Annotated in this window: 14 protein-coding genes; 1 reads left to right on the forward strand and 13 read right to left on the reverse strand. The window is 64.0% G+C overall.

The window, feature by feature from the left end; translation table 11 throughout:
• Positions 1–21: 21 nt before the first annotated feature.
• The 12 genes from phnE (AC1DXN_RS22645) to phnG all read right to left on the reverse strand — a co-directional run bounded on the left by phnE (AC1DXN_RS22645) (position 22) and on the right by phnG (position 10,464).
• Positions 22–1,389, reverse strand: a complete 1,368-nt coding sequence (gene phnE, locus AC1DXN_RS22645) for a phosphonate ABC transporter, permease protein PhnE (protein WP_477271218.1) — start codon at positions 1,387–1,389, stop codon at positions 22–24.
• A gap of 2 nt (positions 1,390–1,391) precedes the next feature.
• Positions 1,392–2,348 (reverse strand): phosphonate ABC transporter, permease protein PhnE, encoded by a 957-nt coding sequence (gene phnE / locus AC1DXN_RS22650; RefSeq protein WP_477271220.1) that lies wholly within the window; start codon positions 2,346–2,348, stop codon positions 1,392–1,394.
• Between the two features lie 57 nt (positions 2,349–2,405).
• A complete protein-coding gene (gene phnD, locus AC1DXN_RS22655) occupies positions 2,406–3,314 on the reverse strand; it encodes a phosphonate ABC transporter substrate-binding protein (RefSeq protein ID WP_477271222.1) in 909 nt (302 codons plus the stop codon).
• Between the two features lie 172 nt (positions 3,315–3,486).
• On the reverse strand, positions 3,487–4,344 hold the full coding sequence (phnC, locus tag AC1DXN_RS22660; protein WP_477271224.1) for a phosphonate ABC transporter ATP-binding protein: 858 nt from the start codon (positions 4,342–4,344) through the stop codon (positions 3,487–3,489).
• A gap of 136 nt (positions 4,345–4,480) precedes the next feature.
• Positions 4,481–5,191 (reverse strand): DUF1868 domain-containing protein, encoded by a 711-nt coding sequence (locus AC1DXN_RS22665; RefSeq protein WP_477271225.1) that lies wholly within the window; start codon positions 5,189–5,191, stop codon positions 4,481–4,483.
• 102 nt (positions 5,192–5,293) lie between these two features.
• Positions 5,294–5,908 carry a DapH/DapD/GlmU-related protein gene (locus tag AC1DXN_RS22670; protein ID WP_477271227.1) on the reverse strand — a complete coding sequence of 205 codons (615 nt, stop codon included), beginning with the start codon at positions 5,906–5,908 and terminating at the stop codon, positions 5,294–5,296.
• Positions 5,905–6,612 carry a phosphonate C-P lyase system protein PhnL gene (phnL, locus tag AC1DXN_RS22675; RefSeq protein WP_477271229.1) on the reverse strand — a complete coding sequence of 236 codons (708 nt, stop codon included), beginning with the start codon at positions 6,610–6,612 and terminating at the stop codon, positions 5,905–5,907. Before phnL ends, AC1DXN_RS22670 begins: the two co-directional genes overlap by 4 nt.
• 2 nt (positions 6,613–6,614) lie before the next feature.
• A complete protein-coding gene (gene phnK, locus AC1DXN_RS22680) occupies positions 6,615–7,391 on the reverse strand; it encodes a phosphonate C-P lyase system protein PhnK (RefSeq protein WP_065009749.1) in 777 nt (258 codons plus the stop codon).
• Positions 7,388–8,281, reverse strand: coding sequence for an alpha-D-ribose 1-methylphosphonate 5-phosphate C-P-lyase PhnJ (locus tag AC1DXN_RS22685; RefSeq protein WP_477271231.1), 894 nt, complete (start codon positions 8,279–8,281; stop codon positions 7,388–7,390). Before AC1DXN_RS22685 ends, phnK begins: the two co-directional genes overlap by 4 nt.
• Complete coding sequence (locus tag AC1DXN_RS22690; RefSeq protein ID WP_477271233.1) at positions 8,278–9,390, reverse strand: carbon-phosphorus lyase complex subunit; 1,113 nt, start codon at positions 9,388–9,390, stop codon at positions 8,278–8,280. The genes AC1DXN_RS22685 and AC1DXN_RS22690 overlap by 4 nt, the downstream gene beginning before the upstream one ends.
• 1 nt (position 9,391) lies before the next feature.
• A complete protein-coding gene (gene phnH / locus AC1DXN_RS22695; protein ID WP_477271235.1) occupies positions 9,392–10,003 on the reverse strand; it encodes a phosphonate C-P lyase system protein PhnH in 612 nt (203 codons plus the stop codon).
• Complete coding sequence (gene phnG, locus AC1DXN_RS22700; protein ID WP_477271237.1) at positions 10,003–10,464, reverse strand: phosphonate C-P lyase system protein PhnG; 462 nt, start codon at positions 10,462–10,464, stop codon at positions 10,003–10,005. Before phnG ends, phnH begins: the two co-directional genes overlap by 1 nt.
• A 118-nt stretch (positions 10,465–10,582) precedes the next feature.
• Between phnG and phnF the strand changes: the two genes are divergently transcribed.
• Positions 10,583–11,332 carry a phosphonate metabolism transcriptional regulator PhnF gene (phnF, locus tag AC1DXN_RS22705; RefSeq protein WP_477271239.1) on the forward strand — a complete coding sequence of 250 codons (750 nt, stop codon included), beginning with the start codon at positions 10,583–10,585 and terminating at the stop codon, positions 11,330–11,332.
• Positions 11,333–11,612: 280 nt separating this feature from the next.
• Here the strand turns inward: phnF and AC1DXN_RS22710 are convergent, their stop codons facing one another.
• Positions 11,613–12,629: a zinc-binding alcohol dehydrogenase family protein gene (locus AC1DXN_RS22710; protein WP_477271241.1), complete on the reverse strand. Its 1,017-nt coding sequence runs from the start codon at positions 12,627–12,629 to the stop codon at positions 11,613–11,615.
• Positions 12,630–12,658: the final 29 nt, after the last annotated feature.

The following is a 12,658-nucleotide window of genomic DNA, read 5'->3' on the forward strand; positions in this document are numbered from 1 at the left end:
TGGCCGCTCATGTCCAGTTTATCAACCCTGCTCAGCCTGGATCCTGTTGTAGTCATGGATCGTCCTGCTCAACCTTCGCCGCAGGAAGTTGGAAATGTTGTCGAAGACGAAGACGACGAGCAGGATCAACAGCACCATGTAGAAGACATTGGCCCAGTTGGAGTTGGTGCGCATCGCTTCCCAGAGTTTCAGGCCGATGCCGCCGGCGCCGACGGCGCCGATGATGGTCGCGCCCCTGGTGTTGGATTCCCACTGGTAGAGCGTCTGGCTGATGAAGACGGGGATCACTTCCGGCAGCACGCCGTAGCGTTGCACCAGCAAGCCGTTGGCGCCGGTCGACTGGATACCCTCGCGCGGCTTGTCGTCGATGTTCTCGAGTGCTTCCGAATAAGTTTTTCCCAGCGTGCCGATCTCGGTGAAGAAGATCGCGGCGCTGCCGGCCAACGGGCCGGGGCCGAAGGCGCGGGTGAAAAACAGCGCCCAGATCAGCATGTCGACCGAGCGCATGAAATCGAAGAAGCGCTTGAGCATCTGACTGAGCAGTCCGCTCGGTGTGATGTTGCGGGCGGCGAAGAAGGCGAGCGGGAAGGCGACGATGCCGCCCAGAAGCGTGCCGAGAAAGGCCATGACGATGGTCTGGAACAGCTTCGTCCACACGTCGCCATGCTGCCACTGGGCATTGTTCCAGATGTTGTCGCCGGCCAGCGCGAAGTTCGAGGTGCCCGGCTTGAGTTCAGGTCCGGACCAGATTAGCGAGATCACTTCACCGGCCGGTTTACCGAAGAAGGGCGAGCGGGTGTCGAAGACGAAGTTCGCCCAGCCAAGGAAGCGTTTGCGAACCTTGACGCGATCGACGGTCACGCGCACCTCGCCGGCAAAGCCCATCTTGGCGACGACCTCGTCGTCATGCGCGGTGATCCAGTCGGGCACCTCGCCAGAAATCACCGGCTTGCCGCCAGTCAGCGACACCGGGACCGTCTGGCCATTGGCAACGATCGTGGCTTGGGTCTTGTCGAAGGTGACGGACTTCGCCGCGCCGTCGATCAGGACGGTGAAGGAGCCATCCGCGTTGGTGACCACCCAGTCCGGGTTGGGATTCTCGCCAAGGGCGGAGAAGCGCGGGTACTTTGGCGTGATCTGAGGCTGGTCAAGACGGAATTCCGGCTGCAGGTCGTAGCTGATCCACTGCGTCAGGAACAGCGGCAGGCGCTCCCAGTGCGATTCCTTCAGCACTTGCGGCAGGCTGAAGAACCACAAGGCATAGGCGAGATAGAGCAGGATACCGACGAACAGGAACAGCGGACCGAAGCGCTTGTACAAGGGCCGCTGGAACACTTGCGGGAAGCGTTGCTCGATCGACAGTATCTCGTCAGCGGTGAGTGCAGCCATGGCTAAGCCCCCACCATGAAGGCCTGCTCGCCGACCAGCTTGCGGCGCAGCCAGGCGGAGAACTGGTCGACGATGAAGATGGTGGTGAACAGCAGCAGCACCAGCGCCAGCGTCTTGGCGCCGAAGCCGCGCGAGATCGAGAGCTTCAGCTCCTCGCCGATGCCGCCACCGCCGACGGCGCCGATGATGGTCGAAATGCGGACGTTGATCTCGATCCGGAGCAATGTGTAGGACATGAAGTTGGGCAGCACCTGCGGCAGCGCGGCGAAACGCACGCGCTCGAACCAGTTGGCGCCGACCGCCCTCAGGCCCTCTTCGGCGCGCATGTCGACGTTCTCATTGATCTCGTAGAACAGCTTGCCCAGCGCGCCGATCGAATGCAGGCCGATGGCGATGATGGCGGCGACCGGGCCGACCGAGACGATGGCCGCGAACAGGCCGGCAATGACGATCTCCGGGAAGGCGCGCAGCAGTTCCATGAAGCGCTTGACGACGAGCCTGAGCGCCGGGCTTGGCGTCAGATTGCGCGCCGCGATGAAGGAGAACGGCACGGCAAAGATGAAGCCGATGAAGGTCGCGACCAATGCCGTGTTGACCGTGGTCAGCATCAGCTCGAAATATTCGGGGATGTAGAAGCCGCCCCAGACATAGACGCGTCCGAGCGGAAAATTGAATTCCTGGGTGCCGGTATCATGCGGCGAGGCGACATCGAACAGCGCCCGCCAGACATCGTACCAGTCCTTGGGGATGAGCCAGCTGAGGAAGTCCAGTATGTGCGGCAGCCGGTCGAAGAAGTGGCCGGCATTGGCTTCATCGGCGAACCACATGGTGCCGAGCATGGCGACCAGCAGCAGGCCGATGCCGATGGCGGTGTAAAGCCGGCGCAACGACGTCTGGCGCCGCCAGGCGTCAGCGGTCCGGCGGGTCGCGTCTGAATGGATTGTTGCTGAGATGGTCATGACCGGAACATGCAAAAAGGGCGGCGCTGGAGGACGCCGCCCTTTTTCCTGATGCCGTCAGCCGCCGATCGCGGCTTTGCGGGCTTCGACGATGACGTTGTAGAAGTCCGGCTTCACCGGCACGTAGCCGGTGAAATCGCCGCCTTCGACGCCTTCGAAGCAAGCCTTGTCCTTCTTGGGCAGCTCCGTGAAGAAGTTGGCGAGTTTGGCGGTCATCTCAGTGCCGAGTTCGGTGCGAACAACCAGCGGGCCGTTCGGGATCAGGCCGGAGCGCCAGACTTCGACGAAGTCGTTGGGGTCGACGGCGCCCTTGGCGACTTCCTTGTGGAAGGTGCCGGAGGTGTAGCCGTTCTTGAAGTCGCCGATGCCCGAGGAATCGTCGACCGCCACGTCGACCTTGCCGTCGCGGACGGCGAGGATGTTGTTCTCATGGCCGCCATTGAACTGCGTGGAGGCGAAGAAGGCTTCGTTCGAGGCGCCGGTGTCCTTCGGGATCTGGGTCAGCGGGATCAGGTAGCCCGAGGTCGAGTCCGGATCGGCGTAGCCGAGCTTCTTGCCCTTGGCCGACTTGATGTCGGTGATGCCGGACGTCTTGAGCGCCAGGCCGATCGAATAATAGCCGGTGGCGCCATCGGTCTGCTGGGTGGTAAGGATCGGCGTGACCGCCTTCGGGTCCTTGAGAGCGATACTGGCGTAGCCGGAAGCACCAAGCTCGGCGAAATCGAGCGTGCCGCCAAGTAGGCCCTGGATGACGCCGTCATAATCGGCGGCCGGGAACAGCGACACTTTTTCGAAGCCGAATTCGGTCTTCAGATGATCGGCGAGGCACTGGTAGTTGCGCAGCCGGTCGGTTTCGTTCTCGCCGCCAAGGATGCCGACGCGGAATTCCTTGATATCGGCGGCGTGAGCGGCGCTGGCCGCGATGGCGAACAATGAAACGGCGCCAAAAACCATCTTCCTAAACATCTGTTGTCTCTCCTGTTGGTCCCGGCGTCGCGCCGGGTGCGTTCGAATTTTGACAGGTGCCTTTGACGCAGGCTGGCGATCCAAGCCGCTCGTTTGCTTGTCCATGATCTCTTGGACAAAACGGTTCCCGTTTGTCCGAGAAAACCGGTGTCCACTTTTCGGGATCATGGATTCAGTAGCCAGGGAATGCGGGCTCGAGCGGGCTGGCGGATGCGGCGATCTTTTGCTTGTAGGCGATGCTGGTGGAGGTGATGGCCTCGGAGATCTCGGCGCCGTTTGCGTCAGCGCCGTAGACAAGGCGCACGGCTTCGCGGTTGAGGTCTTCGGGCGGGCCGTCGAACACGATCTTACCGGCGGCCATGCCGATGATGCGGTTGCAGTAGCTGCGCGCGGTATCCAGCGTGTGCAGATTAGTAACGACGGTGATGCCTTCACGCAGATTGATGTCCTGCAGCGAATCCATCACCACCTTGGCGTTGAGCGGGTCGAGCGAGGCGATCGGCTCGTCGGCCAGGATCACCTTCGGCTGCTGCATCATGGCGCGGGCGATGGCGACGCGCTGCTGCTGGCCGCCGGAAAGCGTGCCGGCCGGCTGCAGCGCGGTGCGGGCGATGTCGAGGCGCTCGAGGGCGGCGACCGCCTCGGCGCACTCGCTGCGCGAGAAGACACCGAACAGGTTGGTCAGGGTCGAGCGGTGATTGAGCTTGCCGAGCAGAACATTGGTCAGCACGTCGAGGCGCGGCACCAGGTTGAACTGCTGGAAGATCATGGCGCAGTCGCGCTGCCAGCGCCGCAGCGGCGAACCGCGCAGGCTGGAAACTTCGGCGCCGTCAAAAAAAATCGACCCCTGGCTGGGGTCGATGAGACGATTGATCATGCGAAGAAGGGTCGATTTGCCGGCGCCCGAGCGACCGATAATGCCGACCATCTGACCCTGCGGGATCGACAGGTCGACCGCGCTGACGGCGGTGTTCTTGCCAAATCGGCGGGTAACGCCGCGGATTTCAAGCGTGGCTGACGTCGCTGACATGAGCAGGTTCCGGTCCAGTCGCAGTTTGAAAGTCTGTTAACCCTCGCTAGCGCAGCGTCATGAACCTGCGGTGTCGGATTGATGTCAGTTTTGTTACCGCCCACAGGCGCAGCGTCAGGTTATCGATCCGGATCGGTCAACCGAGGATCAGCAGCTCTTCGAAATGTTTCATGTCGCTGAAGCTGCAGAATGCCGGCGGCCTGAGCGCGATCACCGGCGCCTGCCGGGTGAAGAGCGAGAGGCAGTCGTCGAAAAGGTCCTGCCATGCAGCCGCCCTGTCGTCGGCGAGACGCCGGATCTGGTAGGCAAAGGTGATGTGGAAGACGTAAGCGTCGTGATCGGGGTGGCGGTATCCGAACGGCACCGACAGCGCATCGCGCCATGCACTCATGATGGCCTTGTCTTCGTCCGTTGCGCCGGCAACGGTCAAGCCGGTTGGCACGACCTCAACGACCTTGACCTTGAACGCGCCTTGGCCATGGAAGCCGTTCAGACGTTCCAGATAGAAGCGGGTCATGTCGTCGATGCTGGTGTCGAGGGGCACATTCTCAGGCCAGTAGGGAAGCCGGCGGCGATGTTCGATGATGCCCTGGAACAGCGTCATATGCAGGCTGGAGATGGGCGTGAAGGCCAACCGGTCGGCATCCGGCATCGCGCGCATCCGTTCCCGCACCTCGACGACCACGGCTTCGGAAGGCGAACCGTTTTCGAGATGGCTGACCACGGTGTTGCCGGGCTCGAACAGGAAATTGCCCGCTATGTCGTAGCGCGTGCCGAGATGCACCGGAGGGTTCGGGTTGGTGCCTTCGAAAAATCCGGCGAGCGAGGGTTTGACGGTGTCGAGCATTGCGATCTCCTGGGAGGATCGCCTCCTGTCCGAGTCATGTGTCAAGGGTATGAAACCGGCGTGCCCGTCGGTGGCGATGACACATATGTGAAGAGGGCCAGGTCAGCCGTATTTTTCTAGAAACGCTTCCGCCGAGAGCTCACGGAAATCGTCGAGGGCGGCACGCAGCCTTGCATGATCCCAGTCCCACCAGGCGAGCGCCTGGTAGCGCTCGGCGGTGCGGCGGTCGAAGCGTTCGCGGATCGGCTTTGCCGGCACGCCGCCGACGATGGTGTAGGGCGCGACATCCTTCGACACCACGGCGCCGGCGCCGACCGCCGCACCGTCGCCAACGGTGACGCCGGGAAGGATGGTCGAGCCGTGACCGAGCCAGGTGTCGTGGCCGATGGTGACGCGCTTGGCACGCCGCTGGGCGAAGAATTCGCTCTCATGCTCAGCGTCGTCCCAATAGTCGGAGGCGCGGTAGGTGAAGTGATGCAGCGTCGGCCGCCAGGTCGGATGGTTGGTGGCGTTGATGCGCACGCTGGCCGCGATATTGGAGAATTTGCCGATTGTCGTGCACCAGACGGCGCAGTCCTGCATCATGTAGGAATAGTCGCCAAGGATACTTTCCGAAACCCGGCTGCGGTCGGCGATCTCGGTCCAGCGGCCGAGGGTCGAATTCTCGACTTGCGCCGTCGCGTGGACCAGCGGCGCTTCCGACAATTTCCTAGTCATGCGGCGATTTTTCCGGTAGCGAAACTGGTCACGTCGATGATGCGGTCGGCCACCGCTTCGCGCACGTCGTGGTCATGGAAAATGCCGAGCAGAGCGACGCCCGCCGCCTTCTTGGCGGCGATGAGTTCGATCACGACGTCGCGGTTCCTGGCGTCGAGCGAAGCGGTCGGCTCATCGAGCAGCAGGATCGGATGTTCGGTGATGAAGCCGCGCGCGATGTTGACGCGCTGCTGCTCTCCGCCGGAAAACGTCGCCGGCGGCAGTGCCCAGAGTTTTTCGGGCAGGTTGAGCTGCGCCAGCAGCGCGCGTGCCTTGCCTCTCGCTGCCTCGCGCTCCTCGCCGCGCTCAACCAGCGGTTCGGCGACGACATCGAGGGCGGAGACGCGCGGCACGGTGCGCAGGAACTGGCTGACATAGCCGATCGTTTGCCGGCGCACCGCAAGCACGGTGCGCGGGCTGGCGGTGGCGAGATCGATGAGTCCGGCATCGTGCTGGACGATGATCTGGCCCTCGTCGACGGCATAGTTGCCGTAAAGCATTTTCAGGATCGAGCTCTTGCCGGCGCCGGAGGGGCCGCCGAGCACGGCGCATTCGCCGGCCCGGATCGAAAACGAGACGCCGGCGACAACAGGCAGTTTGATGCCGTCTCGCAGATGCATGGTGAAGCTTTTGGCGACATCGGAGACAACGAGAGGGGTCGGCATCGTCACACCTGCAAGATCGAGGAAACGAGCAACTGGGTGTAGGGCGCGCGCGGATCGTCGAGGACACGGTCGGTGAGGCCGCTTTCGACGACGCGCCCGTCCTTCATCACCATCATGCGCTGCGACAAAAGCCGCGCCACGGCGAGGTCGTGGGTGACGACGATGGCGGCGAGACCGAGATCGGTGACCAGGCCGCGCAAGAGATCGAGCAGGCGCGCCTGCACCGAAACGTCGAGGCCGCCGGTCGGCTCGTCCATGAACACAAGGCGCGGTCCGGTGACTAGGTTGCGGGCGATCTGCAGGCGTTGGCGCATGCCGCCGGAAAAGGCGCGCGGTTCGTCGTCGATGCGATCCTCGTCGATCTCGACGCGCGACAGCCAGTCGACGGCCGTGGCGCGGATCTTGCCATAGTGGCGGTCGCCGACCGCCATCAGCCGCTCGCCGACATTGGCGCCGGCCGAAACCGTCATGCGCAGGCCATCCGCCGGGTTCTGGTGGACAAAACCCCAGTCGGTGCGCATCAGGAAACGGCGCTCCGCCTCGCTCATCCGGTAGAGTTCGCGGAACTGGCCGTCGCGCATGCGGTAGCTGGCGGTGCCGGAAGAGGGCAGCAGCCGCGTCGACAGGCAGTTGAGCAGTGTCGTCTTGCCGGAGCCGGATTCGCCGACCACCGCGAGCACCTCGCCCGGCCACAGGTCGAAGGTGACGTTCTCGCAGCCGACGCGCGAGCCGTAGAATTTGGACAGCGCGGAAACGCGCAGCAGCGGTTCGTCCGTCATTGCGCCGGCTCCATCATCTCGGGTGCGAGATGGCCGCGATGGCCTTCTTCGCGGCGTTTCTCGCAATGGTCGGTGTCGGAGCAGACGAACATGTGGCCGCCATGGTCGTCGAGGATGACCTCGTCGAGATAGACGTTTTCGGCGGCGCACAGCGCGCAGGGCTGATCGAAGGTCTGCACTTCGAAAGGGTGATCCTCGAAGTCGAGGCTGACCACATCGGTGAACGGCGGCAGCGCATAGATGCGCTTTTCGCGGCCGGCGCCGAACAATTGCAAAGCCGGCGACTGGTGCATCTTTGGATTGTCGAATTTCGGCGTCGGGGAGGGGTCCATGACATAGCGGCCCTCGACCTTGACCGGGTAGGCATAGGTGGTGGCGATGCGGCCGTGCCTGGCGATGTCCTCATAAAGCTTCACATGCATGAGGCCGTATTCCTCCAGCGCATGCATTTTGCGCGTTTCGGTCTCGCGCGGTTCGAGGAAACGCAGCGGCTCGGGGATCGGCACCTGGTAGACCAGCACCTGGCCGGCACTCAGCGGATGTTCGGGGATGCGATGGCGGGTCTGGATGATGGTGGCGCTGGCGGTATCGGTGGTGACAGCGACATTGGCGACCTTCTTGAAAAAGGCGCGGATGGAGACGGCATTGGTGGTGTCGTCGGCACCCTGGTCGATGACCTTCAGCACGTCGTCCGGCCCGATGATCGAAGCGGTGACCTGGACGCCCCCGGTGCCCCAGCCATAAGGCATCGGCATCTCGCGCGAGGCGAACGGCACCTGATAGCCGGGGATGGCGATGCCCTTGAGGATCGCCCGGCGGATCATCCGTTTGGTCTGTTCGTCGAGATAGGCGAAGTTGTAGGTGGCGATGTCGGCTTGTTGAGCGGTCATTCCGCGGCCTCCCGTTTCTCCTCGATCGTGCCGGCATTTTCGCGCGCGTCGTGCTCGGCGCGCATGCGGCGCACGAGGTCGAGTTCGGCCTGGAAGTCGACATAGTGCGGCAGCTTCAGATGCTCGACGAAGCCGGTCGCCTGAACATTGTCGGAATGCGAGATAACGAACTCTTCGTCCTGGGCTGCCGCGACGACATCCTCGCCGAGTTCGGTTGCGCGAAGCGCGCGGTCGCAGAGCGCCATGGCCATCGCCTTGCGCTCGCTCTGGCCGAAGACGAGGCCATAGCCGCGGGTGAATTGCGGCGGCGCCTTGGCCGAGCCTTTGAATTGGTTGACCATCTGGCACTCGGTGACGCGGACACTGCCGAGCGGCACCGCGAAGGGCAGTTCCGGCACGTCGAGCTCCAGTTCGACCTCGCCGATGCGGATCTCGCCGACAAAGGGATGGTTGCGGGCGTAGCCACGCTGGGTGGAATAGCCGAGCGCCAGCAGGAAACCCTCGTCGCCGCGTGACAGCGCCTGCAGGCGTATGTCGCGCGCCATCGGGAATTCCAGCGGCTCGCGGGTGATGTCGCCGGGAACATGGTCCTGCGGCATGTCGCCATCGGGTTCGATCAGGCCTTCGCGGGCGAGGATCGCCGAGACGCGCGGCATGGCTTCCGCTTCGCCGTCGCGCTGCAGCGGCTCATCGACATCGGCACCGGCGGCCAGCTCGGGATCGAGCAGCCGGTGGGTGTAGTCGAAGGTGGGTCCGAGCAGCTGGCCGCCGGGCAGGTCCTTGTACGTCGCCGACACGCGCCGCTCGACCAGCATGGTGGCGGTGTCGATGGCCCTGGTGTAGCCGAAGCGCGGCAGCGTGGTGCGATAGGCGCGCACCAGGAAGATCGCCTCGATCATGTCACCACGCGCCTGGACGATGGCAAGCGCCGCCAATTCCCGGTCGTAGAGCGAGCCTTCGCTCATCACCCGGTCGACGCCGAGCGCCAGTTGCTCGACGATCTGGTCGAGGCGCAGTGCCGGCACCGACCGATCGCCACGCCGGCGATCGGCAAGCAGGCGATGGGCATTGGCGATGGCCGCTTCGCCGCCCTTTACCGCGACATACATGCTAGGCCTCCATCGTCTTGATGCGCGTCGTGCGCGGCAGGCAGGCAATGCCGCCCGGTGCGGCAAGGATGAGGTCGACGCCGCGTGGAAAGCGCTGGTTGTTCTGCTTCCACTGTTCGACGAAATGGCGTGGCATCTGCGCTGGCGCGATGGTCGCCGTCGTCTCGATGCCGGGGCCCGCGAGCAGAAGCGAAGTGCCCGAGACGAGATCGCTGACCTGCAGGATCAGCGTGGTGGAGCGGTCGGGATAGTCCTGAGTGCCTTGCGAAAAGCCGTCCAGCGACATCATCTCGGCCGGTGCCGAAATCAACGCGAAATGCGCATCGGCCGGCGTGTTGGCCACGGGCGCGCCTGAGTGGAAGCCGAGCCAGGATTTGACCGCCGCTGCGGCCTGCAAAGAAGGATCGAGCCAGAGCGGCGTGTCGTTGTCGCACAGCGCCAGCGCGATGGCGCTGGCGGTGGCCATCAGCGGCGCCGGCGGGCGGGCAAAAATCGGCAAAGGCTGCACGGTGCCTGGCCGCGCCATCGCATCCATCACGGCGCGGAAGACGGTCTGGGCATTGAACACCGGATCGGCGAAGCCGCCATCGATCGACTGGCTTGCGATGTTCATCAGTCTTCTCCGCGCACCATGGTGAAGAAATCCACCTTCGTTGCCGCCGTCTCGGCGTGGCGCGTTTCGCGCGCCTGGGCCAATGCCGCCTGCAACGGGGCGATGAGTTTGGTCTGAACCTCGTCGCGGTGGGCAGAATCCTGCCAGAGCGCATCGGCGATCGCTGCGAGCCTCGCCTTCTGCTTGTCGCGGCCGAGCGCGTAACAATGGCCGACCTGTCCGGATGCAAGCCGCACCGTGGCGCGGGTGACGGTGGCTTCACCGACATTGAAGGGCGCGCCGCCGCCGCCGATGCGGCCGCGCACGGTGACCAGGCCGGTTTCGGGACCGCGCAGAAGTTCGGCTTCCGAGGGCAGGCCGGCCGCGTTCCAGAGGCGGACGATGTCATCGCCGCTGGCCTGCGCCAGCGTCGCCATGACGGCCTTGCGCTCAGCCTGATCGCGCGCTTCCTGTCCTCGCATGGCCGCTGCTCCTGTTTGCGTATATTTGTCTAGTGATATAGACATCTATACAAATTATATCTATTATCTAACGCCTGTCCATGACGGGTGGATGACAGGGCGAAAGATCGGGGCGCAAATGGTCGGGCAGCAAATTGCTGATAGCATCGAGCGACGCAGTGGCGTCTCGTTGTGGCGGCAGATCGCCGACCAGATCCTGCATTCGATCGCTTTGGGCGATTTTGCCGAGAATGCCGCGCTGCCGCCGGAAGTGGCGCTGGCCGAACGCTACGGCGTCAACCGCCATACGGTGCGCAGCGCCATATCAGCCCTGGTGCAGGACGGCGTGCTCAGGGCCGAGCAGGGGCGTGGCACCTTCGTGCTGTCGCGCAAGCGGCTGTCCTATCCGATCGGCGCGCGCACACGCTTTTCGGAAGGCCTGCAGGGGCAGGCATCGGAGCGGCATATCGTGCTGCTCGCCTCATCGGTCGAGCCGGCGAGCCAGCGTGTCGCCGAGGGGCTTGGGCTGGCCAAGGGCGCCCAGGTGATCAGGTTGGAGACACGCGGCGAAGCCGATGGCCGGCCGGTGTCACGCGCGACCACCTGGTTTGACGCCAAACGCTTTGCCGGCATCGATGCCGCGATGGCGGAGACCGGTTCGATCACCGCGTCGCTGGCTCGCTTCGGCATAGACGACTATCTCCGGCAATCGACCGTTCTGTCGGCGCGCCACGCCGATGCGGCCGATCTTGCCGACCTCGACCTGCAGCCGGGCGCCATCGTGCTGGTCACGGTGGCCGTCAACGTCACGCCCAACGGAAAGCCGATCCAATTTTCCGAGTCTCGCTTTCCAGCCGAGCGGGTGGAGCTGAAGCTGTCGGCGCTGTAGTCAACGTCGTCATCGTTGGGCGAAGCAGGAGCGCAGCTCCGTCGCGGAGACCCAAGGATCCATGCCGTGAGCTTAGCCGAGGAGCGCTACGGAGCAGAATTCTGCACCGCGGCAACGTTTTGAAATCACGGCATGGATCCTCGGGTCTGCGCCGCGTCGCAACGCTCCTTGCTCCGCCCGTGGATGACGAAGTGATGGGCGTTTCGGCAAATTGTTGAGGGATGCGATCTGCCAAAGTCTGCACTCAACGATCCGCCGAATTTCGTGTCGGAGCGGACGTCTATCCGACCTGAATGACAGCCTTGATCAGGCCGGATTTCTCGTGCGCCCAGCGGGCAAGATCGCGCGGCGTATCGCCGAGCGTCGTGCGATGGGTGACCAGCTTTGCCAGCGGCACCGCGCCGTTGCGGATCGAGGCGGCGACATGGTCGAAGTCGGCGCGCAGCGCATTGCGGCTGCCGATCAGGGTCATCTCGCGCTTGTGGAATTCAGGGTCGGAAAAGGTGATGTCGTCCTTGACCACGCTGACCAGCACCAGCGTCCCGCCATGCGCGACATGGGCGAAGGCCGACTGCACCGAGGCGGTGTTGCCGGTGGCGTCGAAGACCGCGTCGAACCCTTCGCCGCCGGTCGCCTCTCGCACCAGATCGGCCGCTGTCGCCTGTGAAGCGTCAAGTGTCGAAAAGCCGAGTTCGCTTGCGGCAAAGCTGAGCCGCTCAGTGCTCATGTCGAGCAGGGTCACGTCAAGCCCGGCAATGCGGGCAAACAGCGCCGTGCCGAGCCCGATCGGCCCGGCGCCGATGACCAGCGCGCGGGCGCCTGGTACAGCCCGCGCGCGGCGCACGGCATGAGCGCCGATGGCCAGGAACTCGACGGCGGCGGCATCGGCCAGGGACAGGCCGTTTGCCGGATAAAGATTTTGCGCCGGCACCAGGATCTGCTCGGCCATAGCGCCGTCGCGATGCACGCCGAGCACCTCGATGCTGACGCAGCAATTCGGCTTGCCTTGGCGGCAGGCGATGCATTTTCCGCAGGCGAGATAGGGGTTGATGATCACCGGTTCGCCGATGCCGAGTTCGACGCCGTCGCCGGTGGCGATCACCGTGCCGGAGACCTCATGGCCCATGATGCGCGGATAGGCGAGGAACGGGTGCTTGCCTTCGAAGATGTGAAAATCGGTGCCGCAGATGCCGACATGGCTGACCGCGACCAGCGCCCAGCCGGAGGGCGGCGCGCCAGATGCGGGGCGATCTTCCACAACAAGGTCGCCGGGCGAGCGGCAGACAACGGCTTTCATGCTTCAATCCAGTCGGGTTCTTTGTTTGA

Source organism: Mesorhizobium sp. P2_H9, assembly GCF_056403215.1.

Bases quoted from the DNA above. Each gene is read 5' to 3' on its own strand.
- phnE (WP_477271218.1), bottom strand. From the start codon at position 1,389: ATGGCTGCACTCACCGCTGACGAGATACTGTCGATCGAGCAACGCTTC.
- phnE (WP_477271220.1), bottom strand. From the start codon at position 2,348: ATGACCATCTCAGCAACAATCCATTCAGACGCGACCCGCCGGACCGCT.
- phnD (WP_477271222.1), bottom strand. From the start codon at position 3,314: ATGTTTAGGAAGATGGTTTTTGGCGCCGTTTCATTGTTCGCCATCGCG.
- phnC (WP_477271224.1), bottom strand. From the start codon at position 4,344: ATGTCAGCGACGTCAGCCACGCTTGAAATCCGCGGCGTTACCCGCCGA.
- AC1DXN_RS22665 (WP_477271225.1), bottom strand. From the start codon at position 5,191: ATGCTCGACACCGTCAAACCCTCGCTCGCCGGATTTTTCGAAGGCACC.
- AC1DXN_RS22670 (WP_477271227.1), bottom strand. From the start codon at position 5,908: ATGACTAGGAAATTGTCGGAAGCGCCGCTGGTCCACGCGACGGCGCAA.
- phnL (WP_477271229.1), bottom strand. From the start codon at position 6,612: ATGCCGACCCCTCTCGTTGTCTCCGATGTCGCCAAAAGCTTCACCATG.
- phnK (WP_065009749.1), bottom strand. From the start codon at position 7,391: ATGACGGACGAACCGCTGCTGCGCGTTTCCGCGCTGTCCAAATTCTAC.
- AC1DXN_RS22685 (WP_477271231.1), bottom strand. From the start codon at position 8,281: ATGACCGCTCAACAAGCCGACATCGCCACCTACAACTTCGCCTATCTC.
- AC1DXN_RS22690 (WP_477271233.1), bottom strand. From the start codon at position 9,390: ATGTATGTCGCGGTAAAGGGCGGCGAAGCGGCCATCGCCAATGCCCAT.
- phnH (WP_477271235.1), bottom strand. From the start codon at position 10,003: ATGAACATCGCAAGCCAGTCGATCGATGGCGGCTTCGCCGATCCGGTG.
- phnG (WP_477271237.1), bottom strand. From the start codon at position 10,464: ATGCGAGGACAGGAAGCGCGCGATCAGGCTGAGCGCAAGGCCGTCATG.
- phnF (WP_477271239.1), top strand. From the start codon at position 10,583: ATGGTCGGGCAGCAAATTGCTGATAGCATCGAGCGACGCAGTGGCGTC.
- AC1DXN_RS22710 (WP_477271241.1), bottom strand. From the start codon at position 12,629: ATGAAAGCCGTTGTCTGCCGCTCGCCCGGCGACCTTGTTGTGGAAGAT.